Origin of the sequence: Rhizobium sp. YAF28 (genome assembly GCF_052113285.1) — a bacterium.
In the GTDB taxonomy this organism is placed as follows: domain Bacteria; phylum Pseudomonadota; class Alphaproteobacteria; order Rhizobiales; family Rhizobiaceae; genus Rhizobium.
On the sequence record NZ_JBFRCX010000001.1, the window covers coordinates 158,109 to 182,725 of the forward strand.

Annotated in this window: 21 protein-coding genes and 1 pseudogene; 15 read left to right on the top strand and 7 right to left on the bottom strand. The window is 61.0% G+C overall.

The window, feature by feature from the left end:
- Window positions 1-735 carry a TetR/AcrR family transcriptional regulator gene (locus AB4Z13_RS00825; protein WP_442205496.1) on the bottom strand — a complete coding sequence of 245 codons (735 nt, stop codon included), beginning with the start codon at window positions 733-735 and terminating at the stop codon, window positions 1-3.
- Between the two features lie 82 nt (window positions 736-817).
- Between AB4Z13_RS00825 and AB4Z13_RS00830 the strand changes: the two genes are divergently transcribed.
- From AB4Z13_RS00830 to AB4Z13_RS00850, 5 genes are all read left to right on the top strand, one after another.
- Window positions 818-1,951: an FAD-dependent oxidoreductase gene (locus tag AB4Z13_RS00830; RefSeq protein WP_442205497.1), complete on the top strand. Its 1,134-nt coding sequence runs from the start codon at window positions 818-820 to the stop codon at window positions 1,949-1,951.
- A 124-nt stretch (window positions 1,952-2,075) separates the two neighbouring features.
- Complete coding sequence (locus AB4Z13_RS00835; protein WP_442205498.1) at window positions 2,076-2,657, top strand: dienelactone hydrolase family protein; 582 nt, start codon at window positions 2,076-2,078, stop codon at window positions 2,655-2,657.
- Between the two features lie 361 nt (window positions 2,658-3,018).
- Window positions 3,019-4,122 carry an FRG domain-containing protein gene (locus AB4Z13_RS00840; protein WP_442205499.1) on the top strand — a complete coding sequence of 368 codons (1,104 nt, stop codon included), beginning with the start codon at window positions 3,019-3,021 and terminating at the stop codon, window positions 4,120-4,122.
- Between the two features lie 100 nt (window positions 4,123-4,222).
- Complete coding sequence (locus tag AB4Z13_RS00845; RefSeq protein ID WP_442205895.1) at window positions 4,223-4,744, top strand: hypothetical protein; 522 nt, start codon at window positions 4,223-4,225, stop codon at window positions 4,742-4,744.
- 668 nt (window positions 4,745-5,412) lie between these two features.
- Window positions 5,413-5,643 (top strand): hypothetical protein, encoded by a 231-nt coding sequence (locus AB4Z13_RS00850; RefSeq protein WP_113325709.1) that lies wholly within the window; start codon window positions 5,413-5,415, stop codon window positions 5,641-5,643.
- Between the two features lie 34 nt (window positions 5,644-5,677).
- Here the strand turns inward: AB4Z13_RS00850 and AB4Z13_RS00855 are convergent, their stop codons facing one another.
- Window positions 5,678-5,824, bottom strand: a complete 147-nt coding sequence (locus tag AB4Z13_RS00855; RefSeq protein ID WP_442205500.1) for a hypothetical protein — start codon at window positions 5,822-5,824, stop codon at window positions 5,678-5,680.
- A 107-nt stretch (window positions 5,825-5,931) separates the two neighbouring features.
- Here AB4Z13_RS00855 and AB4Z13_RS00860 point away from each other — a divergent pair, with 107 nt between their 5' ends.
- The 7 genes from AB4Z13_RS00860 (at window position 5,932) to AB4Z13_RS00890 (ending at window position 18,170) form a co-directional block, all read left to right on the top strand.
- Window positions 5,932-6,462 carry a dihydrofolate reductase family protein gene (locus AB4Z13_RS00860; protein WP_442205501.1) on the top strand — a complete coding sequence of 177 codons (531 nt, stop codon included), beginning with the start codon at window positions 5,932-5,934 and terminating at the stop codon, window positions 6,460-6,462.
- 443 nt (window positions 6,463-6,905) lie between these two features.
- Complete coding sequence (locus AB4Z13_RS00865) at window positions 6,906-12,245, top strand: DUF4082 domain-containing protein (protein WP_442205502.1); 5,340 nt, start codon at window positions 6,906-6,908, stop codon at window positions 12,243-12,245.
- A 47-nt stretch (window positions 12,246-12,292) separates the two neighbouring features.
- On the top strand, window positions 12,293-13,525 hold the full coding sequence (locus tag AB4Z13_RS00870; protein WP_442205503.1) for a GTP-binding protein: 1,233 nt from the start codon (window positions 12,293-12,295) through the stop codon (window positions 13,523-13,525).
- 67 nt (window positions 13,526-13,592) lie between these two features.
- Window positions 13,593-13,901, top strand: a complete 309-nt coding sequence (locus tag AB4Z13_RS00875; RefSeq protein ID WP_220336956.1) for a hypothetical protein — start codon at window positions 13,593-13,595, stop codon at window positions 13,899-13,901.
- A 97-nt stretch (window positions 13,902-13,998) separates the two neighbouring features.
- A complete protein-coding gene (locus AB4Z13_RS00880) occupies window positions 13,999-16,143 on the top strand; it encodes a peptidase domain-containing ABC transporter (protein WP_310386245.1) in 2,145 nt (714 codons plus the stop codon).
- A complete protein-coding gene (locus AB4Z13_RS00885) occupies window positions 16,140-17,582 on the top strand; it encodes an HlyD family type I secretion periplasmic adaptor subunit (protein WP_442205504.1) in 1,443 nt (480 codons plus the stop codon). Before AB4Z13_RS00880 ends, AB4Z13_RS00885 begins: the two co-directional genes overlap by 4 nt.
- 228 nt (window positions 17,583-17,810) lie before the next feature.
- The gene (locus AB4Z13_RS00890) at window positions 17,811-18,170 is read left to right on the top strand and encodes a hypothetical protein (protein ID WP_442205505.1); all 360 of its coding nucleotides are present in this window, start codon (window positions 17,811-17,813) and stop codon (window positions 18,168-18,170) included.
- Window positions 18,171-18,349: 179 nt separating this feature from the next.
- Here AB4Z13_RS00890 and AB4Z13_RS00895 read toward each other — a convergent pair whose 3' ends face one another.
- Entirely contained in the window at window positions 18,350-19,042 is a 693-nt protein-coding gene (locus tag AB4Z13_RS00895; protein WP_442205506.1) for a hypothetical protein, read from the bottom strand.
- A 192-nt stretch (window positions 19,043-19,234) separates the two neighbouring features.
- Between AB4Z13_RS00895 and AB4Z13_RS00900 the strand changes: the two are divergent.
- A pseudogene (locus tag AB4Z13_RS00900) lies at window positions 19,235-19,513 on the top strand (TetR-like C-terminal domain-containing protein); the annotation flags it as partial.
- 292 nt (window positions 19,514-19,805) lie between these two features.
- On the top strand, window positions 19,806-20,723 hold the full coding sequence (locus tag AB4Z13_RS00905; protein ID WP_113321279.1) for a DUF1003 domain-containing protein: 918 nt from the start codon (window positions 19,806-19,808) through the stop codon (window positions 20,721-20,723).
- Window positions 20,724-20,735: 12 nt separating this feature from the next.
- Here the strand turns inward: AB4Z13_RS00905 and AB4Z13_RS00910 are convergent, their stop codons facing one another.
- The 3 genes from AB4Z13_RS00910 to AB4Z13_RS00920 all read right to left on the bottom strand — a co-directional run bounded on the left by AB4Z13_RS00910 (window position 20,736) and on the right by AB4Z13_RS00920 (window position 22,027).
- Entirely contained in the window at window positions 20,736-21,113 is a 378-nt protein-coding gene (locus AB4Z13_RS00910; RefSeq protein WP_442205507.1) for a hypothetical protein, read from the bottom strand.
- 211 nt (window positions 21,114-21,324) lie between these two features.
- The gene (locus tag AB4Z13_RS00915; RefSeq protein WP_442205508.1) at window positions 21,325-21,645 is read right to left on the bottom strand and encodes a DoxX family protein; all 321 of its coding nucleotides are present in this window, start codon (window positions 21,643-21,645) and stop codon (window positions 21,325-21,327) included.
- Window position 21,646: 1 nt separating this feature from the next.
- The gene (locus tag AB4Z13_RS00920; RefSeq protein ID WP_442205509.1) at window positions 21,647-22,027 is read right to left on the bottom strand and encodes a DUF4267 domain-containing protein; all 381 of its coding nucleotides are present in this window, start codon (window positions 22,025-22,027) and stop codon (window positions 21,647-21,649) included.
- Window positions 22,028-22,146: 119 nt separating this feature from the next.
- Here AB4Z13_RS00920 and AB4Z13_RS00925 point away from each other — a divergent pair, with 119 nt between their 5' ends.
- Window positions 22,147-22,758: a TetR/AcrR family transcriptional regulator gene (locus tag AB4Z13_RS00925; RefSeq protein WP_442205510.1), complete on the top strand. Its 612-nt coding sequence runs from the start codon at window positions 22,147-22,149 to the stop codon at window positions 22,756-22,758.
- Window positions 22,759-22,792: 34 nt separating this feature from the next.
- Here AB4Z13_RS00925 and AB4Z13_RS00930 read toward each other — a convergent pair whose 3' ends face one another.
- The gene (locus tag AB4Z13_RS00930; protein ID WP_442205511.1) at window positions 22,793-24,391 is read right to left on the bottom strand and encodes a GMC oxidoreductase; all 1,599 of its coding nucleotides are present in this window, start codon (window positions 24,389-24,391) and stop codon (window positions 22,793-22,795) included.
- Between the last annotated feature and the right edge of the window lie 226 nt (window positions 24,392-24,617).

Consider the following 24,617-nt stretch of genomic DNA (forward strand, 5'->3'; position numbering starts at 1 on the left):
TCAGCTCCCTCGATCTGTTCGCCCGATCGTGCCGATACCGGCGATGATCAGGTCGATGCCGGCGAGGAATTGCTCGCGGTCGTCATGGTCGCTGAGCTTCGTCGCCAGATGATGCACGAAGGGATATCGCGCCGGGTCTAGCTCGGTCCAGCTTGCGGCGATTGCGCCGAGGGCGGCCGTCCTGTCCGTGCCCTGCGGCAGCAGGCGGGCATTGGCGGCATTCTGTCCGGCAACGCCGAGGATGTAATTGACGAGCGCCGACCCGGCATTAAACAGCGCCTCTTCGGGAACGCCGAGCGCCTGCAGCCTTCCGCCGATGGCTTCGAAGATCTCCAGCATCGCCGCCTGCCACGGCTCGCGAAAAAGATGGGTGCCGACCCAGGGGTGGGCGTCGATGGCGTCAAACAGGCCGAGGGCAAAGGTGCGGATCGCCTGGCCCGGTTCGGCATCTTGCGCGACATCGGTCAGGACGCGGCCGATGATGGCGTCGGTGGCGGCGGTCAGCAATTCGTTCTTGTCGGCGACATGCCAGTAGATCGCTCCGCTGCCCGTCGAGAGACGTGCTGCGAGGGCGCGGAAGGTCAGGGCATTTTCGCCCTCGGCATCGAGGATATCGATCGCCGCTTCGACGATCCTTTCCTTTGAGAGGGCGTCGGTGCGCCGCTCGCTGCGTTGGGTCCTGTTTGGGCGGGTTCTGGTCCGCCGAGTCTTGATTTGCTGATTCCTGATTTTCATGGGCGCATCTTGACATGAATGGAACGACGTTCCAATTACTATCTATGGAACACCGTTCCAATCATCTTCGGAAGGGAATGTAATGACTGCAACAGTCGCGATCGTCGGGGCAGGCCTCGGCGGCCTCACGCTTGCCCGCGTCCTCGCCGTCAACGGCATAGGGGCCACGATCTACGAGGCGGAGCCTTCGGCCGAGGCCCGCACACAGGGTGGCCAGCTTGATATTCACCCGCATAACGGCCAGCGGGCGCTGGAGGATGCCGGCCTCACCGAGGCGTTCCGCGCCATCATCCATCACGGCGCCCAGGCCGCACGCGCGCTTGACCAGCATGGCGCGGTGCTGCTGGAGAAGGCCGATGACGGCGCGCTCTCGCGCCCGGAGGTGTTGCGCGGCGATCTGCGCCGCATCCTCATAAGCTCCCTGCCTGCGGGCACGATCCAGTGGGGCAAGAAACTCACCGGCGTTGCGGCACTCGGCGCCGGCCGGCACGAACTGAGCTTTGCCGACGGGACCAGCGTCGTCAGCGATCTGCTTGTCGGGGCAGATGGTGCGTGGTCGAAGGTGCGGCCGCTGCTTTCGAATGCCAAGCCCGCCTATGTCGGCACGGCCTTCATCGAAACCTATCTCCATGATGCCGATGTCCGCCACACGGCTGCGGCAGAAGTGGTCGGCAACGGCGCGATGTTTGCGCTTTCGCCGGGCAAGGGCATCGTCGCCCATCGCGAGGCGGGCGGCGTGCTGCACGCCTATATCCAGATTAACCGCTCGCCCGAGTGGATCGCCGGCATCGACTTTTCCGATGCCGCTGCGGCAAAGGCCAGGATCGCCACGGAATTTGCAGGCTGGGCGCCGGCGCTCACTGCACTGATCACCGAAAGCGATACGGCGCTCGCCCCGCGCCTGATCCATGCGCTGCCGGATGCGCACCGGTGGCCGCGTCTACCCGGCGTGACGCTCATCGGCGACGCCGCCCACCTGATGGCGCCATCGGGCGAGGGCGCAAACCTTGCCATGTTCGACGGCGCGGAGCTCGCAAAGGCAATCGCCGCGCAGCCCGACAATATCGAAGCAGCACTCGCCGCCTATGAAGAGCCAATGTTTACCCGCAGTGCAACGGAGGCGGAAGGCGCCCGCTTTATCCTGGATCTCTGCGTCGGCGACCGGGCGCCCTATGGGCTGGTCGATTTCTTCACCGGCAAGCTCGGGCAGGGATGAGGCGCCAAGCCTCGATCTTGCCGGCCGACGTTCCTTCCGTAACGCGTCCGCACTCTTCCCGGCGAAGCGATGACTCTGTAAAGTGGCCGGACGTGTGTCAGACCATCTCACCCGGAGGCTCCCTATGGCCGAGGTCTTGTTGTTCCACCACGCACAGGGGTTGACCCCGGGCGTGCGCGCCTTCGCCGACGACATCAGGGCCGCCGGTCACATCGTGCACGCGCCTGACCTCTTCGACGGACGCACGTTCCAGAGCATCGAACAGGGTCTCGCCTATATTGGTGAGACCGGATTCGACGACATGCGGGAGCGCGGCGTCCGCTTTGCCGACAAACTGCCTGCCGGGATCGTCTATGCCGGGTTCTCGTTCGGCGTGCTGCCGGCGCAGAAGCTCGCGCAGACACGGCCAGGAGCCCGCGGAGCCCTGCTTTTCTATTCCTGCCTGCCAATCAGTGGCACATGGGCCTTCGGGCCCTGGCCGGACGGCGTCCCGGTGCAGATTCACGGTATGGACAAGGACCCGGTCTTCGTCGGCGAGGGCGATATCGATGCCGCCCGCGAGATCGTGGCGAAGGTCGAGGACGCGGAGCTTTTCCTGTATCCCGGCGACCAGCACTATTTCGCCGACAGCTCGCTCCCATCCTATGACGCGGATGCAACCGCGTTGCTCACCAAGCGAGTGCTCGCGTTTCTGGATCGCGTTTGATCCATTCCTGCGCCCCCGCAAGCGGAACGACCGGCGGGCATGGGCAGGGAGAGTGTGTGTCAGTCCGGGTAACAGGCGGCGATTGACCTGCCAAGGCGAAGATGTAGCCTGTGCCCATGCACAACGCGCTGATTGAATATGCCGATCTCATTTCGCTGCTGACGGCTGTCGGCACCTTCGTCGCGATCGTGGCCTATCACCGGCTGCTCGAACTCTCGTTTTAGATCTGCGCTTCTCTATCTGATCGACAACGCCGAAGTTGTGGAATTGCACCTAACCAATATAGTTATTGTAAAAGTTGCATCGCATGAATCAATTGCTTGAGCTATGCAACATTTAGGACTTCAACGGGTAGGCGCATATGCACGGGCAATGGCATGGCCAAGTAGACGAGGAAACTTATGTAAATATTGAGATTGATGATTGCGGATCATATTATAGGGGGCGCGGGCATCTCTTCGGCCACTACAGTTGGCTGACGGTGTGCAACTTTGTTACGCTAGATAAATCACCAAACCAGGATCTTAGTGTCGACCTGCGATATGAGGCGGAAGAGGGAAGCGCTTTAATTCCAATCGAAGATTTGAAGAAAGCATTTCCAGACGGCGAATTTCCGTTAAAGGCCCGTCTCAAACTTCAAATCACGCGAAAGGGACTGAAGGTCACAATTTCAACTCAGCTGCAAGCAGGTATTTTTTCTCACACCCATGTATTTACTCCGTCGAACTCCGGTAAGAAGAGTAATATTGTTGCAGACAGGAATGTAAATTCCTGGAAGAAATTTAAAGCATACGTGGCAAGAGCCGAAAGCAACCAATATATTTACCGAGGTCAGCCCGTACAAAAGAGATTGAGAAGCGCGTTTCATAGGACGAACAGAAAGATTTTGTGGTGGTACGTAAACGACGACATTCCAAGACTACACAGGGTCCTTTCGGCGAATACAAAGCACTTTTTCAATCTGTCTAACCCGAATGAGAATGGGTCGTTCTGGCACATTGCGCAACACCATGGATACCCAACCCCGTTGCTGGATTGGTCTCATTCGCCTTACGTTGCTGCCTATTTTGCTTTCCGCCAAAAAGTTGCTGATCCCGAACCAAAGCGAAAAGTTCGTATTTTCGTGTTCGACGCAAGGGCATGGAAAGCGGATTTCAGGCAATTCCAGTCGGTGGAAAATATAAGGCCTCATCTATCTTTGATGGAGCCACTGGCACTTGAGAATCCACGTGCACTTCCTCAGCAAGCGCTTTCCGGAATCGCGACTGTGGATGACGTTGAGGGTTATGTGGAGAGTCTTGAGCGGCTTCGGAAAAAGAAATATTTGCGAGCTTTTGACCTGCCATACTCAGAGCGCAAAGTCGTCTTGGACGATCTTCGTCTTATGGGAATATCCTCTGGTGCATTATTCCCCGGCCTCGATGGTGCGTGCGAAGATATGAAGATGAGAATGTTTGATTCATGAGTATTAGATTACTTGATTTGAGCATCTTTTAATTGATGGCGGTTGCGTCACTGCCCGACGCAGCGATTGACCTGCCAAGGCGAAGATGTAGCCTGTGCCCATGCACGACGCGCTGATCGAATATGCCGATCTCATTTCGCTACTGACGGCCGTCGGCACCTTCGTCGCGATCGTCGCCGGCGTCGTCGAGCTCATCAAGGCGCGCCGTGCCCATGTGAAGGAGAAGGAGCAGGAGTTCAACAGCTCCTATCTGACGATCAGCGATGCCTATCACCGGCTGCTCGAACTCTCCGTCGAACATCCCCACCTCGGCATCTTCCCCTGGCAGGAAGAACCCGCCGACCTCTCACCCGACGACCTCGTCAGGCGCGACATTTTCTACGAGATGATGATCTCGATCTTCGAGCGCGCCTATCTGGAACGGCACAAGACGCCTGAAATAACAGAGCATTTCTGGCCCGGCTGGGAGATGTTTCTGAGAAGGCAGATCGAGAAGCCGTCGTTCCGGAAATATTGGGGGATTTTTGATGGGGAGGGGGCGTTCGGGGCGTATGACAAGCGGTTCGAGGCGTTTGCGCGGGGGCTGGATAGCGGGCAGGCGGGTGGTCAGGGTGGAGGATGAGGGGTGGATTAGCCCGGCCTCTCGATGGGGACCGGCACGCCAACCTCCCTCATTCCTGTGCTTGTCACAGGAATCCAGCCACCGCGCGTCTGCGCGGTGAATGACTCATCTTATGCGATAAGAGAAAAAGTCTTTTCTGCCCAATGACTTGGGCAGGCTGGATCCCTGTGACAAGCACAGGGATGAGGGTGGGGAGGAGGGCCGCCCACGCCGAAGCAAAGGCTGCGAAGAGGCGGCGCTCGTATGGTTGACGATCTATCGTCAGACGTTACCAGCGTGGTCCCTGGCATTTTTAGGCGGATTGGTTTCGGGATCGTGAAGTGGATACTCGATCTTACAGAACTGGCTTCCGGCTCAATCCCGCAACTCCGTTGAGATTGATTCAAGGGTGGTTGAAATCCACTATCAGCTACTGTGCCATTCCCGCGCAGGTCAAGTTGCATACCAGTGAAACTCCCCGGCAGGATAGCCCGAATGATGGCATCCTCAAGATAAAATCTACCAAAACGGCTTAGCCCAATTCTTGCAATCATCAGGGGTGGTGCGGGCATTATTGTCGCGATAATATCAACCGGATCTGCGGGTGGGCCGGACCTGTAACCTCGACTTGGAACTTGTTGAAGGCCCAACGTATTGTTTAGCGTTGTTCTATCGATCGAGGAATAAAAATGTCTTCAGAGTCCACGCGTCTCACATCCGAGGCAATGACACTATCGGCCGCTGCCGTTCTGAACTCGCTCATCTCCGTGCTTGGCAATAAGGGCCTGCTTTCTCCCGAAGAAGAGCGGGAAGTCTATCGCACCGCCGCCGAGATGATCGACGAAGCCTCCGGCGACGACGAGGATGGAACCTACGAGCTGGCGCGTGAGCTGATCGAACTCAGGCTTGCCGATACCTAGGGCAAGTCCGTTTTTCTGCGGCCACCGAAATACTCTACTCTTCCTGTTCATGCGAGCGCTTCAGCAGTCGAAGCATTGCATGGTGAAAGACAGTGCGCTCCTCGGCCTTCCAGTCATTCGTCAGTTGCTCGAACACCTCTTGCTGCCAATGGTGGGCGTCGACAAGTGGTTGCCGGCCCATGCGCATTCCAAAACTGATTGCGAATTAAAACCGGTCGAGCTATCCTCCCCCTGAATGCATGATGCAACCAGAAGCACGCGCGCGGTGCTCAGGAGGAGGAAGAGGAAATGGCCAAGCTTGTATTCGGATTGAACGTGTCACTGGACGGTTACATAGACCATGACGCATTCATGCCCGGTCCCGTGCTCTTCCGTCACTTCATCGAGAGCGTGCGCGGCGCGGCCGCCATCGTCTACGGTCGCCGCATGTACGAACTCATGCGCTATTGGGACGAAGATCATGCGGACTGGGAGCCGGCGGGAGGCGAGTTCGCGGCGGCGTGGCGGGGCCAGCAGAAGTGGGTTGTATCGCGCTCGCTGACATCGGTCGGCCCCAATGCCACGCTTGTCGAGGGCGACCTCGAAACTGTCATACGCGGGCTGAAGGACACGCTTACCGGGGAGATCGGCGTTGGCGGATCGGACCTGGCGCGTAGCCTGACGGAGCTTGGTCTCATCGATGAATATCAGCTCTACTTCCATCCCGTCGTGCTCGGCCACGGCACGCCATTCTTCACAGCGCCCCGGCCGCGGCTTCGCCTGGTGGCCAGCGATCGTATCGACGAGGACGTGATCAGGCTGACCTACGTTCCGGCCTGAGGCTAGGCGCGCGCCTGTCGCCGCAGTCTCCTGGCACGTCATCGAAAAGCCCGTCCTGTCGCTGAGGCGCTTTGCGCTGGCGGGCAGGGTGCCCGGCGCCGGGGAAGGCCGGGCGACGATGGCGTCGGCGGCGGCCCTGGAAGGGCGAGCCGGTAGCGGCGGCCACAGGGGCACGCTGGGCCTACGGGCATGCGGTTCCCGAGCGATTCCGCGCAACAGCCCTCCCGAACCTGTACCTCCTCTCAACCTTCACAGGCAAACCTGCTGCCATGCCAACCCGCCATGCCGAGGGGTCATCATATGGGCGTAGGGGGCACCACCCGCATACCCCTGATTGCTGTCGTTCGTTCCCATGCGAAAGCTGCCAGAATGCATATCTTGAAATGCTGCTTCATGGGGCCGGTTGAGGGGCAGGTCCAGGAGGCGGGTGGACGGGAAGGGGGATGCCGCTTATGCGGAGAATTCGCGTTAGTAACCTTGAGTATCTGAGTACATTTGGTGGAGCGTTGAGTATCTGTCGTGCACCCTCAGCCTGGAGCGCAGTGCTGGGAACCGCGACGGTTGTGTCATCAGCGAGTACCGATGGTTCCCTAAGCTTTGCCAGTCAGCGCAGCTTCGCCACTCCCGACGGCGCCGCCGTCCCGTCCTCCTTCGCAAGTCCGTCTTCCTTTATCGGGAATATCATGCAGCCTGCCGCGCTGGTCTCATCGGGCAGCGTGCAGACTGCCTCGATACCGCCGACGGCGATATCAGCGCCTTCGGGCGACGGCGGCACGCAGGATACGTCCACCAAGACGGCGTCGATCCTCCCGGCGCTGCAGACGACGACCACGACAACAGAGCGGACCGTGCTCGGCCCGGACCCGTACCAGGAAGCCGCGACGCTGCCGTCGGCGCCCCTGCTGACGGGCATTACCAGTGATGCCGGCACGGCAGGCCCTACCACGTCTCCGACCGATCCTGCCGCCGGTTCCGGCACTACGTCGTTACTCCTTCAGACCTCGATAGCCTCCATCTCGGTGCAGCCGAGCGAGAGCGTTTCCGCCGAAACCCCCGTAGGCTCGGTGGCGCTCGCAGCGCCGGCCGCTGCGGCTGCTGCGGCGCCGACGCTCAACAAGATCGCGCTCGAGAACATGAAGCAGGGCAACCCCATCAGCGAATGGGGTCTGGAGGGTGATGGCAACGGCAGCATCCAGGGCTTTGCCACCGAAATCAGCACCAATATCGGCCAGACGGTCGATTTCAAGATCGCCACGGATTCCACCCATTACCGCATCGATATCTATCGCATGGGCTATTATGGCGGGGCCGGCGCGCGCAAGGTGGACTCGATCGAGAAATCGCTGACCACGGCGCAGATCCAGCCGCACCCGATCGTCGACATGTCGCTCGGTCTCATCGATTGCGGCAACTGGTCGGTATCGGCCAGCTGGCAGATCCCTGGCGATGCCGTCTCGGGCGTTTATTTCGCCAAGCTGGTGCGCGAGGACGGTACCGAGGATGCAAGCATCATCCCGTTCGTCGTGCGCGACGATGCCTCGACCAGCAATATCGTCTTCCAGACCTCGGACACGACATGGCAGGCCTATAATGCCTGGGGCGGCGCCAGCCTCTATTATGGCGAAGTGCCGGTCGATCCCGCCGACATGATCGGCTACCTGCCGCCAAACTGCAGCTGCGGCCTGCAGGCGATCGGCCGCGCCTCGGCGGTCAGCTATAACAGGCCGATCATCACCAATACGAGCCCGATCGGCGGTTCGCACGATTACATTTTCGGCGTCGAATCCTCCGCCATCTCGTGGCTGGAGCAGAACGGCTACGACGTTTCCTATATCTCGGGCGTCGATGCGACGCGCAACGGCGCGCTGCTGCTCAACCACGATGCCTATCTCTCCGTCGGCCATGACGAATACTGGTCTGCCGAACAGCGCGCCAATGTCGAGGCAGCGCGCGACTCCGGCGTCAACCTCGCCTTCTGGAGCGGCAACGAGTGCTACTGGAAGGTTCGCTGGGAGAGCAGCATCGACGGCAGCGGCCAAGCCTACCGCACCATGGTCTGCTACAAGGAAACTTGGGGCACGAGCTCGGATCCGAGCGGTGTCGGCACCGGCACCTGGCGCGATCCGCGCTATGCCGATCCCGGGCAGGAGCCGGAAAATTCGCTGACGGGCACGATGTTCCAGGTGGACAGCTACCGTCAGGACACGATCTCCATCCCCTACGACTATTCGAACCTGCGCTTCTGGCGCAATACCGATGTTTCCCAGCTGAATGAAGGCGATACCTACAATCTGGTGCAGAACCTGCTCGGCTACGAGTGGGATTCCGATGTCGAGAACGGCTTCCGGCCGGATGGTCTCGTCAACCTGTCGCTCTCGTCCATCTCGGTGGAAACCTATCTGCGCGATTACGGCGCGACGGTCGGTTCCGCCGTCGCCACCCACAGCCTCACCATGTACCGGGCCGCAAGCGGCGCGCTCGTCTTCGGCGCCGGCACCGTCTTCTGGTCCTGGGGCCTCAGCGACAATCACCAGGGGCCGACAACCTCGACCGACCGCAACGTGCAGCAGGCTATGGTCAACATGTTCGCGGACATGGGCATCCAGCCGACCACGCTCGATGCGAGCCTGATCCTTGCGACACAATCGACCGATGTGCTGAAGCCGACGTCGTCGATCTCGTCGCCGATCGTGGGTGCCTCCTTCCTCGAAGGCCAGCACGTGACGATCACGGGCACGGCGCAGGATTTCGGCGGCGGCATCATTGCCGGCGTGGAAGTCTCCACCGATGGCGGCCAGCACTGGTTCAAGGCCACCGGCCGGGAGAGCTGGAGCTATAACTGGGTCGTCCAGGCAAGCGGCACTTACACCGTCATGTCACGCGCCGTCGATGACAGCGTCAATCTGGAGGCGCCATCGGTCGGCAAGCAGGTCACCGTCACGCTGCCCGGCACGCAGGGCCTGTGGACGCTTGCGGAAAAGCCGGCGACGGAAGTGGCGATCGATCGCGATCCGGTCGAGCTCGGCCTGCGCTTCCAGGCAACGACCGCAGGCTCCGTGCAGGGCATCCGCTTCTACAAGGGCTTCTACAATATCGGCGAGCATGTCGTCAGCCTCTGGTCCAGCGACGGGACGCTGCTGGCAACGGGCGTATCGACGAATGAATCGCTTTCCGGCTGGCAGACGGTGATGTTCTCCTCGCCGATCCAGATTGCGGCCGGCACGACCTATGTGGCCTCCTATCACAGCAACGGCTTCTACTCCGTCACCGACAATTATTTCGGTAGCGGCAGCACCTATGCCAGCGGCGCGCTGAAGGCCGTCGATGGCGGCGGCGTCTACGCCTATAGCGACAATGCCGGCACATTCCCGGGCCTCAGCCCCGGCGGGTCCAACTATTGGGTGGACGTGGTCTTCGATGCCGGACCCAACAGCGTGCCAGTTGCCGGCGACGACAGCGGCCTGACGATTTCGCGCAACGGCACGCTGACGATCTCCATCGCCACGCTTCTGGCAAACGATACGGATGCCAATGGCGATGCGCTGACGATCAGCGCCGTCGGCAATGCGCTCAACGGCACTGTTACCCTCAACAAGCAGAACGGCACGATCATCTTCACGCCGGCTGCCAATTATTCCGGTCCGGCAAGCTTCAGCTATACGCTGTCGGATGGACGCGGCGGCACGGACCAGGCCAATGTCAGCCTCACCGTCGATCCGGGTCCTGCTGGCCAGTCGCTGTTTGCCGCCAATGAAGGGCCGACGGGCGGCAGCATCCAGGAAAATTCGCCGCTCGAACTCGGCATGAAATTCACGGCCTCGGTGAGCGGCACAATCACCGGTATCCGGTTCTACAAGGCCGCCGGCGATACCGGGCCGCATACCGGCTCGATCTGGTCGGCGAGCGGCACTCTGCTTGCGACGATCAGCTTTGCGGATGAATCGGCCTCCGGCTGGCAGACCGCGGCATTCTCCAACCCGCTGCAGATCACGGCTGGCACGACCTATGTCGCCTCCTACCACACGACCGGCAGCTATGTGGCGACATCGGGCTATTTCAACTCGGCCCATACCAACGGCGCGCTCACGGGCCTTGCAGGCGCCAACGGCGTCTATTCCTACGGATCGGGCACGACATTCCCGACGTCCAGCTATCAGTCGTCGAACTACTGGGTGGATGTCGTCTTCAACCAGTCGACGACCAACACGGCGCCGGTCGCCGCCAATGACAATGGCTATACGACCTATTCCAACACCGCGCTTTCGATTGCCGCAGCAAGCCTGCTTGCAAACGACCATGATGCCGATGGCGATCCGCTCAGCATCACCGGCGCTAATGGTGCGGTCAACGGAACGGTGACGTTCAATAGCCAGACGAATAGCGTCATCTTCACACCTGTTACGGGCTATACGGGTGTCGCAAGCTTCACCTATTCGATTGCGGACGGGCATGGCGGCACGTCGTCGGCAACCGTCAGCCTGACGGTCAATTCACAGCCCGGCGGCGGCACGACATCAAGCCTGTTCACCAGCGCCGACACGTCGGGTGTTACCGCCGCCAATGACGCCAACTCGGTCGAGCTCGGCGTCAAGTTCATCGCTTCCGCCAATGGCCAGATCACCGGGCTTACCTATTACAAGAGCGCCCAGGATACCGGCACGCATGTCGGCTCGCTCTGGACGGCGAGCGGCCAACTCCTTGGGCAGGCAACCTTCATCAACGAGACGGCGAGCGGCTGGCAGACGGTTTCCTTCACGCAGCCGATCAATATCACCGCCGGCACGACTTATGTGGCGAGCTATCATTCCAACGGCTTCTATTCGGCAACCGCGAACTACTTCACGACAGACTATACGAGCGGTGCGCTGACGGCGCCGGCAAGCACGGTCAGCGGCGGCAACGGCGTCTATGCCTATGGCACGGGCAGCCTGTTCCCGACCTCTTCCTACAATGCCAGCAATTACTGGGTCGACGTGCCCTATAAGCAGGGCGCGCAGAATACGGCTCCGGTCGCCGCCAATGACAGCGGCTTTACGACAAACACAGGCACGCCTGTTACCATCCAGGCATCGGCACTCACTGCCAATGACAGCGATGCCGATGGCAATACGATCTCGATCACCGGGGTCAGCGGTGCGGTCAACGGCACGGTTTCCTTCGACAGCCAGGCGCAGACCGTCACTTTCACGCCGACGGCGGGATATTCGGGGCCGGCGAGCTTCAGCTATGCCATTGCCGACGGGCAGGGCGGCACGGCATCAGCTGAAGTTTCGCTCGCTGTCAACAACCCGGCTGCAGGACCGGAGCAGAACCTCTTTGCCGCCAACGCGACGCCCTCGGTCATCTCTGTCAACGACAACCAGCCGGTCAATCTCGGCATGAAATTCCAGGCCGATACGGCAGGCTGGATCACCGGCATCCGCTTCTACAAGGGGGCCGACAATACAGGCCCGCACAACGGCTATCTGTGGACGGCTTCGGGCACTCTGCTCGGCAGCGTCACCTTCAACAACGAGACGGCCAGCGGCTGGCAGACCGCGCAGCTTACCCAGCAGGTCGCGATCCAGGCGGATACGACCTACGTCGTTTCCTACTCGACCAACGGAAACTACTCGGCAACAGGCAATTACTTCGGCAGCGAGGTGACGAACGGCGACCTGAAGGCGCTTGCCGGCAATAACGGCGTCTATGCCTACGGATCGGGCGGGCTGTTCCCGACGAGCAGTTACAACAGCACAAACTACTATGTGGACGTGGCGTTCAAACCGCAGCTCGCGGCGTAAAGCCTGCGAGGATGTAAGGCCAAGCATCGTAAAGGATGATCATATCGATGATGCGTGCAGACAACAGATTGCCGGTTACGGTTCTCGCCGGGTTTCTCGGCGCCGGCAAGACGACTGTCCTCAATCATGTACTGAGTAATCGTGAGGGTCGTCGGGTTGCTGTCATCGTCAACGATATGAGCGAGGTCAACATCGATGCGGACCTCGTGCGCGAGGGGGGTGCAGACCTCTCGCGCACGGACGAGACGCTGGTGGAGCTCACCAATGGATGCATCTGTTGCACCCTGCGCGACGATCTCCTGAGCGAGGTACGCCGGCTCTCCGCTGCCGGCCGTTTCGATTATCTGCTGATCGAGGGCACCGGCATTGCCGAGCCGCTGCCGGTCGCAGCCACCTTCTCCTTCCGCAACGAGAGCGGCGCAGCACTCTGCGACGTGGCAAGGCTCGACACGATGGTTTGCGTCGTCGATGCGGTCAATCTTCTCGCCGATTACCGGAGCGCCGAGTTCCTTGCCGATCGCGGCGAAAGGCGTGACGGGGACGATGAGCGCAAGCTCGTCGAACTGCTCGTCGAGCAGATCGAATTTTCCGACGTCGTCATCATCAACAAGGCAGGCGAGGTGCCGCCCGCAATGCTCGCCGAGGTTCGCCAGGTCGTGGCGGCGCTCAATCCGGATGCCCGCGTCATCGAGGCGGTCTTCGGCCAGGTGCCGCTTGGCGCGATCATGGATACCGGCCTCTTCAGCGAGGCGAAGGCTGCTCGCCATCCGCTCTGGCACAAGGAGCTCTTCGGCTGGGGCGACCATGTGCCGGAGACTGAGGAATACGGCATTGCAAGCTTCGTCTATCGCAGCCGCCGGCCTTTCGATCCCGCGCGGCTCAGCGATTTCCTCGACAGGAAATGGCCGGGCCTCATCCGCGCAAAGGGCCATTTCTGGCTGGCGACAAGGCCTGATGAGATCGGCCTGCTGTCCATTGCCGGCACGCAATGCCGCATCGATACCAGGGGTTTCTGGTGGGCATCCGTGCCGAGGGCGCAATGGCCGCGTTATCCGCAGTTCCGCCAGCTGATCGACAGGCACTGGGACGATGTCTGGGGCGACCGCCGCCAGGAGCTCGTCTTCATCGGTTCCGGCTTCGACAGGCACGCCATCTGCAGTGCGCTCGACGATTGCCTTGCCGGGGAGGAAACGGGTTTCGATCCGGAGATTGCCACCGGGCTTCGGGATCCGTTTCCGCCATGGCAGCACGCACATATGCATGCGCATTCAAAGAGTTAGAGCGTCCTGATGGACGTAAGACGCCCTAAGGTGAACGTGTTTTGATTATCAACCAGAGGAGAGAACAATGAGCAGCGAACTTTATGCAGACGGTATCGGCGAAATCACCATCACCGGCACGATCGTGCGCATCGACCTGATGTCGCTGTCGGCGACCGACCGCGATGCCAACAACAATCCGAAGCCGGTCTTCCGCCAGCGCATCATCATGCCGGTCGACGCCTTCGCCAATGCGGTCGATCTCATGCAGAAGGCGTTGGGCGGCCTGGTCGAGGCGGGTGCGGTTCGCCGGATCGGCGATATGTCGGCTGCCGCTGCCGCCGATATCCAGGCGGCGCAGGCCGGCGCTTCGAACGCCTCGCCGAACTTCAACTGATAAACAAATCTGGAGCGCCGTGCGTCCATTCGGACGCACAAAGGACGCTCCAATTCTTTGAAACTAAGCCTCGGTCTCGTATTGTTTCGGGTGGGCCATGAGTGGTTTTCTGCATACCAACCTGCATTGTCTTGCGCTCGTCGCACGTCATCACGGCGTCGATCTTTCTCCTGAGCGGCTGCAGCACGATTATGCTGTCGGCAACGATCCCGTTGCCGTGCGGCAGCTCTTGCGCATGGCAAAGGATGCGGGCTTGAGGGCCAAGCATCTCGATCTCAACTGGCGAAGCCTGTTCCAGCTCGGCGAGGCCTTCCCGGTGCTGGCCGAACTCAACAACGGCAACTGGGTGGTCATCGCCGGCGCTGTCGGGGAGGGCGAGGAGGAGAGAATCCGGGTTCTCGACCCGCTTTCCTCTCGCGCCGAGGTGATCATGCTCAGCGAAGAGCAATTCGCCAGGGCCTGGCTCGGATCGGCGATCCTGCTGAAACGCAATTATCGCATGTCCGATGAGGACCGGCCCTTCGGCTTCCGCTGGTTCGTCCCTGAGATCATCAAGCAGCGCAGCTTCTTCCGCGATGTCGCGCTCGCCGCCTTCGTGCTCTACGGCCTGGGGCTGATGACGCCGATCTTCTTCCAGCTCGTCATCGACAAGGTGCTCGTGCACCAGAGCTATGCGACGCTGACGGTTCTGACAGTCGGTATCGGGATCGCGCTGATCTTCGATGCGACCTTCAGCTTCCTGCGCCGCTACCTGCTGCTCTACGCCACGAACAGGATCGACATCCGCGTCGCCACCCGCACTTTCGGCCATCTGCTCAACCTGCCGATCGCGCTCTTCGAGCAGGCCTCGGCCGGCGTTCTCGTCAAGCATATGCAGCAGACGGGGCGCATCCGCGAATTCCTGACCGGCCGGCTGTTCCTGACGCTTCTCGATGGTGTCTCGCTCTTCGTCTTCGTGCCGATCCTGCTTCTCTACAGCGTCAAGCTGACGCTCGTGGTGCTCGGTTTCGCAGCCCTTGTCGGCATCGTGGTGATGATGCTCGTCGGGCCGTTCCAGCGCCGCCTGAAGGCGCTCTACCAGGCCGAAGGCGACCGGCAGGCCCTACTGGTGGAAACCGTGCATGGCATGCGCACCGTCAAGTCGTTGGCGCTGGAGCCGCGCCAGCGCAAGGTATGGGACGATTATTCGGCCCAGTCGATCTCGGTGCGTTTCCGCGTCGAGAAGATCTCGACCATCGCCCAGTCGCTGACGGGACTTCTGGAAAAGCTGATGAGCGTTGCGATCATCGGCCTTGGCGCGCTCGATGTCTTCAGCGGCGCGATGACGATCGGTGCGCTGGTTGCCTTCAACATGCTCGCCGGCCGCGTCTCGGGGCCGCTCGTGCAGATCGTCACCATGGTGCATGAATATCAGGAAGTGGCTCTCTCCGTGCGCATGCTCGGCGAGATCATGAACCAGCGGCCGGAGCAGGCGGGCCGCGGGCGTGGCGTCAGGCCGCATCTGCATGGCCGCATCGAATTCGACAGGGTCAGCTTCCGCTATGCGCCTGATGCGGCGCCGGCGCTCGACAATGTCTCCTTCGCCATTCCGGCAGGCTGCGTCTTCGGCGTGGTCGGCAAGAGCGGCTCGGGCAAGACGACGATCACAAGGCTCATCCAGGGGCTCTACCAGAGCCAGGAGGGGCTGGTGCGCATGGACGGCTATGACAGCCGCGAGATCGACCTCGTGCATCTTCGAACCAGCATCGGCGTCGTGCTGCAGGATAATTTCCTGTTCCGCGGCTCGGTGCGCGACAATATTGCCGCCGCCAAGCCCGATGCCAGCATCGAGGAGATCATGGAGGTCGCCCGCATCGCCGGCGCCGAAGAGTTCATCGAGCGCCTGCCGCGCGGCTTCGACACGATGCTGGAGGAAAATGGCTCAAACCTCTCGGGCGGCCAGAAACAGCGGCTTGCCATTGCGCGTGCGCTGATCACCGATCCGAGGCTGCTGATCTTCGATGAGGCCACAAGCGCGCTCGACCCTGACAGCGAGGCGATCATCCGCGACAATCTCAGCCGCATCGCTGCCGGCCGCACTGTTATCATCGTCTCGCACCGGCTTTCGACGCTGGTCGATGCCGATGCCATTCTCGTCATCGATCGCGGCAAGGTCGCCGATATCGGCCGGCACGATCAGCTCGTGTCGCGCTGCATGACCTACCGCCACCTCTGGGCACAGCAGATGAGGCAGGTCGCATGAACGCGCACGTCAGAAAATCCGACGAAAACATGCCAGTTCCTTCAGACAAGCGGCCATCAGACAAGGGCCCGGAGAAGGGCAGGGAACTCACCGCCCGCCCGCCGCTGCCGCCGGCAATTGCCGAGTTCCAGTCCGACGCCGTCGAACTCGAAGAACGCGCGCCGCCGCGCGTCGCCCGCATGACGCTATACTGCATCACGGCGTTGCTTGCCGCGGCGATCACCTGGGCCTCGGTCTCCTCCATTGACGAGGTGGTGATTGCGCCGGGCAAGCTCGTCACCACCCAGCCGACCATCGTCGTCCAGCCGCTCGAAACCTCGATCATCCGCACGATCGACGTGAAGGCCGGCGAGGTGGTGCGTGCCGGCCAGACGCTGGCGACGCTCGACGCCACCTTCAGCCAGGCCGATGTCGGGCAGCTGAGGGCGAAATTTTCCGCCCTCGACGCCCAGGTGAAGCGCCTGGAGGCCGAGCTTGCCGGCGAGGATTATTCGAAGATTGCCGGCAACACGAAGGATGAGCAGCTGCAAGTGCAGCTCTTCGGCCAGCGGCGGGCCTTCTACATGGCGCAGCTGCAGAATTTCGAACAGCAGATCGCCGGCCAGTCGTCCGTACTGGCGGCAAACCGCAATCAGGAGGCCGTGCTGAACGACCGGCGCGACAACCTTTCGCAGATAGAGGCGACGCGAAAGAAGCTCTATGACAAGGAAAGCGGCTCGCTGCTCACCATGCTCGGCTCGCGCGACGCCCGTCTCGATGTCGAGGCCGATATCACCGCCGTGCGCGGCAAGGCCGACGAGGCAGTCCACGCCTATGCGAAATTGCGCGCCGACCGCCAGGCCTTCATCGAGGATTTCCGCCGCGCCGCGATGGAGCAACTGGTGGACCTGCGCGGCCAGCGTGACATGGCGGGCGAAGAGCAGAAGAAGATGGAGCTGCGCCGCAACATGGTGGCGCTGACCGCACCGGCAGACGCCGTCGTGCTCGATCTCGCCCAGCGCTCGGTCGGTTCCGTCGTGCGCGAGGCCGAGCCTGTGGTGACGCTGGTGCCGATCAACGTGCCGCTCGAAGCCGAAGTCTCGATCAACACCCGCGACATCGGCCGCATCGCCGTCGGCAAGGAAGCCCGCATCAAGCTCGACGCCTATCCCTTCCAGAAATACGGCACGGCAACGGGCGAAGTGCGAACGATCAGCGAGGACACTTTCCTCACCGGCCAACCGGAACAGACCGCCACCCCGAGCCAGCCATCCGCCCCCTTCTTCAAGGCGCGCATCCTGCTGGCCGATACAAGGCTGAATGCTGCCGGAGCGCCGGTAAGATTGCTGCCGGGCATGACAGTGTCGACGGAGATCAAGGTCGGCCAACGGACGGTGATCTCCTATTTCCTCTATCCGCTGCTGCGCGGGCTGGATGATGCGATACGCGAACCGAATTGAGGGGTCCGCCGGCGAGGTGTAGGCGAGGGGCCACCTACACGAGCCAGGGAATGGGGGCGGCGCTGTCGCTGATGGCGCTGCCCCCAGACCTGTCGGAATCGCCGGGGGGATTCTGTTCTGGTGGACCTGGGCGCTCGTGTCTTGCTTTGTAATCCGCAACGGATTCTCGTTCAGAGGTAAAAAAGCAGACCAGTCGACCTTACCTGGTTGGCTTTCAGGGAGCGCCCAATGACATTCAGTTCTACCGCTGTCGTGACAGTCGCGGCGATTTTAACTGGAGCGGCGACTGGTTATATCATGCCCATGAAGCGTCCCGCGCCATGCCCAAACGATATCGCTCCACGCTCAGCGTTAGGAGGAAAGCCCGCGATCGCTGCTTTCTACAATCGTGGAACAGCGCCGGTTCTGATCTCTTGGATGGCACCGGAAGGCTACGAAGTAATGTACGGGGAGGTTGCCCCCGGAAAATCGGTCGCCTATAGCACGTTTGATTCCTATAAGTGGTTGTTACGCAACAAAGGCGGAAGTTGCATTGCGGCCGTGAAGCCGATCGACCGGTATTACAGTGTCGCTGGCCGCGATCCGTAATTGGCGCCGGTCTTCGCCAATCTCACGACCATACGGCACGCCGCTTGGCTTGAACGTGGATTGGATCGGCGGAAGCGAGATGATCAAACGGGGCACACCCAACTTCACGAAATTAGCTTCCTGAATTTCCGTGCGGTTGTGTTTCCGAAGGGAGGAGGGGCGGCCATCAATGCCGCTAATCATCCCGCATAAGCGAAAAAAACTTTGCCGCGACCTGGATCGACTATCGTGACGCTGCCGCCTGTTCCGTATGAGTAGAATGATCCGGTTGACTGGATCGCTTTGTCCGCTTCACCGTCGCGCCCGTCTTTAATCGAGATATCGAAGCCGAACTTTCCCAGGTATTCAGAGATCGTCGGCGGATGGCCCTCTGGAAGCTCCACGGACATCATATCTGGATCGTCGTCGTAAGGATGCCACCTGTCCAAGGCTGCTTCGTCGCTACGGTCGTCGACCGGTGTTGCGTGCCAGACTCCCTGTCCTCCTGAAAGCATGTCCTTCAGGTGGCTTCCCTGTTTTCGTGCCCAGTCTGCGCTCGTATCGGTCAGCCGATAGACAACGAACCCGGTCTCATTGTCGCCGGGCATGAAACCGACGCCCCAGGATTCCTCCAGGCGATACTCGATCTCTGCTACTTCAAGTGGTTCGGGAACGCGTGCGAGAACAAAGTTTCGCTCCCAGATTTTCATCCCAACGAAGAGCGATACGATCGCCCCCAGACCAAAAGCGACAATCAGACTTCTTCGGACGGACTGGTCGGGTCGCGTTCGTCGCCAGAGACGGCGTAGCCAAAGAAAGAAAATTGCAATTGTGGCGACGAAAAACAGAATCAAAATGGCGAACACGCACAGCATGAAAACGACGAAGTTCATACGGACCTATCGGAGATGAATGGAATTTTCCAAACGCGCAGACATCAATATTTTGCATGCCTGGCGATGCTCTGCAATTGAGGGTCTTAAGTCTCGTCCGCGATCCATGCGAGCGAAGCTCCATGCGGGTCGGTCCAGGCGACAGGAGAGCGGTTCACAGACAGGAGGAAGCGCCCGGGTGGCCAGCTTGTTCCTGCGCGCGTGGCGGCCATATTCATCCTGCCGACCCAGTTGCGGTTCGCGCAGGCTGATACGAGACCGGAGCTTCGGGCCGGTTTCGAGGCGCTGGCGGCAGCGGTATCCCCGTTCTGCGCCGATGCTGACATCGTGACCGAGACTTTCTGGGCAGCGCTTCACGGGCTTGTCGAGTTCGAACGTTCCGGCCGCATCAGGCCCGGCATGCGTGACCAGCGGATCGCGCTCGTCGTTCGGGCGATCGTGGAGGCGGGGCGCAATCCGCAGGGCCGTGGCTCGCATTATCCGGTCGCGAACCGCTCGTCCCTTGTGCGAGCCTCAGAGGCAAAAACCTCACCCTACGGCCCCTCATCCGACCCTTCGGGCCACCTGACCAGGGTCGAGCCGCGTGTCTCGACCCGTCCTTCGGACCCCCGCGGGGGAGAAGGGAAATACCGCGCCGTCTCTGCATTCTCAAATGCGTCACTGCCTGAAACGCTCAGTCCCCTCAATTTACGATGAAATTCATGTCACAATCCTGTTCGAATTGATCGCTAGACGGGCGAAAATTGCGAGCGAGGATCAGCAGATGGCAGAAGAGAAGCCCCTGGATTTAACGGGCGAAATCGTCGACTTCGATGCCGGGCACGGGGAGGCCGCCACCGTCGAGATGGACGACTATTCCAAGAGCCTGGCGCAGGCGAAGGCAAAGTCGGTCAAGCTGGTGGACGCGATCACGGGCCACACACTGAAGAAGAAGGACGCCTTCCATTTTGACGATCTGCGTCCCGCGCTCGCCGATTTCGTGCGGCAGAAACACCCCGGCATCCGCTCGGACGACTATATCAGTCGCAAGATGGTCGATGACTATCGCGGCCAGTACATTGCCGAATTGCTGCGCGACGAACGCGGCGAGCTCTCCAACCTCGAGGACGAGGTCGTCGAGAGCCTGAAGACCCATGACACGCTCGCCGAAAACATCGAAGAGGACTACGAGGAACACCGTTCGCTCGGCGATCGTGTCGCCGATGTCGTCGCGACCTTCGGCGGAAGCTGGACCTTCATCATCTCCTTCTGCTTCTTCCTCGCCGTCTGGATGGGGATCAACCTGGTGCTTGGCGAGAAGGCTGCCTTCGACGTCTATCCCTTCATCCTGCTGAACCTCATCCTTTCGACCATCGCCGCTCTGCAGGCGCCGATCATCATGATGAGCCAGCGCCGCCAGGAAGCAAAGGATCGGTTGCGGGCGCTCAACGACTACAAGGTCAATCTCAAGGCCGAGCTGGAAATCCGCCACCTGCATGAAAAGGTCGATCACCTGTTGAACCGGCAGTGGGAACGGCTGACGGAGATCCAGCAGATCCAGATCGAAATGATGCTGGAACAGGCCAAGGCCGCCAATCGGGCGCTGAAGTTGAGCAAGGCGCAAAAATCCAAGACCAATGCGCTCAAGAGCCTCTTCAGCACCAAGCCCACGGCGGACGAGACCGACGAAAAGGGGGAATAGCCGGTCGGGCGATCACCATGAATTGGGGCCGAGATCGCGCTTGCCGTTCATGACGCGCACGGAGTTCGGGCCGGTCTTGTTCCAGGTCTCGCAGATTTCCTTTCCGGCGTCCCGGCCGTCTTTCCAGGTTCGGCAAAACTTGTTGCCGGCGATGTGCCATTTGCCTTCGATCGGGATCACGTCACCGTTGTCGAGCTTGACCTGACCCTTGGCGGTCCCGTCCTTCGATATGGACAGCGTGCCGCTATATCCTTCCTTCGGCCCACCAAGGGTGAGTTCCTTGCCGTTTGACAACAGGGCCGTCAGTTCCTTGCCGGTCATCGCGGTCGCGGCGATTGCGGGGAATGCGCCGAAAACAAGGATCGTTGCGAGAGCTGCGATGCGCTTCATGTTTCTTCCTCCACCTGGATGTCGATGATCTTCGACTGCGTCTTCCCAACCTGCCGGGGAAATGATGCACTCCAGGTGCCGATAACAACAATTAGCCATTGCTGATTACGGTAGGAAAGATCATTGGCGCCCGGAAAATGTTCTAACAGATGTTGTGCTATCCTGAATTGTGCAACCTCGTGAATCCCGTCAGGGTATATGCTCACGGTGCTCAGGATGAGATCGTGGCAAGAGCGATCAGGCTGACGAAGACGCTCAGCGGCGGAAGGTGCTGAGTGTCGCGGTGGCGCAGAACAGTCAAAATCGCGGCTGCGATGACGACCGCCCCGAGCGCCAGGCCGGGAATGCGGCTGGCGGGAAGCGCAATCAGGGCGGCGCTCGATATTTCAAGTCCGCCCGTCAAAATACCCCACCAGCGCGGATAGCCCCACCGGGCAAAATCGCTTCGCGTGCCTGATGTGCCGATTGCATTGACGATCCCCGCGCCTGAGAATGCGACAGCCAGGAACCAGAGTGAGAGAACATGAACCATCTCAGTGCGCACCTGTGATCATGGGAACGGCCACCAGGAGCATGATCACAGCCGTGAGGCCATGAATGCCGAAGGCGCTCTTCGTGGAGCCTTTCGCCGCGAGAATGACCAGCATGTCGCCGACAGGGATCATTGCCTCGATCAGCAGGACGATGCCGATCTCCCGTTGGACCCCCCACAGCATGAAGGCAAGCACCAGCAATCCCGCCACGATGTCGCGAACGCCCTTGAGGCGAAGCCACGAGGGGATATCGGGGTCATTTCCAGGAAGCGGCAGGCCAAAACTGCGCACCATGGTCGTTGGGGTCGCGATATAGCCGGTGCCGATCGCGATAATTGCGAGGGCCACAAGCAGGCCGATCCCATTCAGAAGCCAATCCATCACGCCATCCTTCTAGCGGTTTGAAATAATCTAGCGGTGCTAGATGTAAGCTAGCGTTGCTAGATATTCAAGCCGTGATATGATCCTGATGTCAGCGGGCAGGGCATGGGAGGTTGGGAATGGGTATCGCAGAGCGAAAAAGCCGGGAACGCGCCGATCGCGAAGATCGTATCGTCGCGGCAGCCCGTGCAATTGCGGAGAGCGAGGGATGGGATGCCGTCACGATCCGCCGTCTGGCCAAGGAAATCGAATACAGCCAGCCGGTTCTCTATTCACATTTCGAGAACAGGGACGCGATCGTAGCGGCAGTCGCAATCGAGGGCTTCAGGGAACTCGCGGCCGTTCTTCTGATAGCAGTGGACGGGGCGAACAGCCGACGAGATGCGCTCACGGATGTCGCCATGGCCTATTTTGCCTTCGCGCATAGCCGCCCGTCGCTCTATCAGGCGATGTTTATCCTCCCGACCCAATTGCGGTTCGCCGAAGCCGACACGCGAGCGGAACTTCGGGCCGGTTTCGAGGTGCTGGCAGCAGCGGTCTCTCCGTTTTGCGCCGATGCGGAGATCGTGACCGAGACCTTCTGGGCGGCCCTTCACGGACTTGCCGAACTCGAACGGTCGGGCCGCATTCGGCCCGGCATGCGTGACGAACGTATCGCGCTCATCGTCCGGGCGATCGTGGATGGGGGAGGCAACCCGCCGAGCCGTGGCCCACATCATCAGGGCGAATGACTGCTGGTGCCGGGCAGGGCGGAGGAAGCTTGAACTACCCCCGCAACTCCCCCTTCAGATGGTCCGCCAGCCTCAGCGCCAGCGCCACAGCAGGCAATGTCGGGTTGGCCTGTCCGGAGACCGGGAAGACCGAGCTGCCGGCGACATAGAGGTTTTCGAGGTCGTGGCAGCGGCAGTTGCCATCGACAACGCTCGAGCGGGGCGAGGCGCCCATTCTGGTGAGCCCGATCTGGTGGTAGCCGTCGAGCGCCTGGCGGCGGACGGCGGTTTGCAGGCCGTCTTCGGGGTGGAGCCATTCGAAGGTGCCGATCCGCCGTTTGCCGATCCATTCCGCCAGCGCGTGATGGCACCTGATCAGCGAGGCGAGATCCTCCTCGTCGAAGTCGAAACTGACGGCCAGGCGCTTCAGGCCGGTTTCATCGACCTCGGAGCTCAGCCGCACGCGGTTGGAAGCGACCGGTCGCTGTTCGCCGTGATAGGCGAGCCAGTAGAGATGCTCGCCGTTCTTCACGAAGAAATTTGGCTGCCGTTCGGATTTGAGCGCTGCCGTCGTCAGCTGCAGGGCGGCGTTGAAGCTTTGCATGGGGTTTGCGACCATGTCGGAAAGCGAAGCAGTGTCGGATACGCTCGCCTTGAAGGACAGCCGGCGCATCTTGCGCCTGCCGGTGATCGCCCTGAACATGTTCAGCGTGGCGCGCGCGCCTGCCGTCGCGTAGACCTCTTCCAGCGGCGGGCTGCGCAGCCAGAAGACGCTGTTTAAAAGATCGCGCTCGTTCTGCAGGGCGATGCTCGGTATCAGCCGCGAGCGGAACCAGGCGCCGGCGCCGTTGCGCCGGAAGAACATCTTTTCCATGAAGCTGCGATCGGTGAAGCGGATGCGGGCGAGCTCGCCGGCCAGATGCCCCATGTAATAGCGTCCGAGCGGGCCATCGACGCCGCCGAAAAGCCGGGGCGCGATTTCCTGCGCTGCCAGCAGCAGGCGGGCATTTTCGCGCCCGCCACAGGCCAGCACGAAGATCGTCGCCCCCACGGAATGCAGCTTGCCGCGATGCCACACCATGAGCCGTTTCGTGCGAGCGCCTTCGCGATCGAGATCGAGCCCGATCACGGTTGCCTGGGTGACGAGGTGCAGGTTCGGCAGGCTTTCGATCAGCGCTCCATGCGCCTTGGCCATATCCGGCTCGCGGGCCCAACTTTCGATCGAGGGTTCGAACTCACCTTCCATGTCAGGCATCTCGACGTCAGGTAGTTCGGCGCCGAGAAAGGTGCGGGCATCGTCATAATAGGCCCTGAAGGCGCTGTGCTCGATCGGCCAGCGGGCATCGCCGCGCGCCGGCCTGCCATCGAAGTCGCTGTCGTCGAACTCCACGCACCGGCCACCCCAGGCTTTCGAGGTGCCGCCGACTGCACGGCGGATCGTCAGGCTCGCTTCGGCATGGTGGGCGGTGCTGATGGAGGCCGCAGCCGCCAGCCGGTTCGTCTTTTCCGAGATCGCCTTGCCGCCGGATTCCAGGAGCGCGACCGAAAGCCCCGACCGGGCAAGCGCGATGCCCAGCGCCAGACCGACAGGCCCGGAGCCGACGACGCAAACATCGACGCGCCCCGCGAGCAGGTTTTGAAGCGACGAAATCATTTCACCACCCCTGGCTATGATGGCGGGATCATAGCGGTATTTTGCGGTGTGGTGTAATGTAATTTTGGAGAATTCAGCCTTTGGTTGTTGCGGGGAACCATGAAGGCTCGCGGCATCGACAATGCGGATTGCAGCTTCGTCCTTTGGAGCAAACTTCGATCGGGTCACGTCGCTGTTGCCGTTTCGATCGAGGGGAGGCGGGGAATGCGAGGTGGGAGGCGCACGC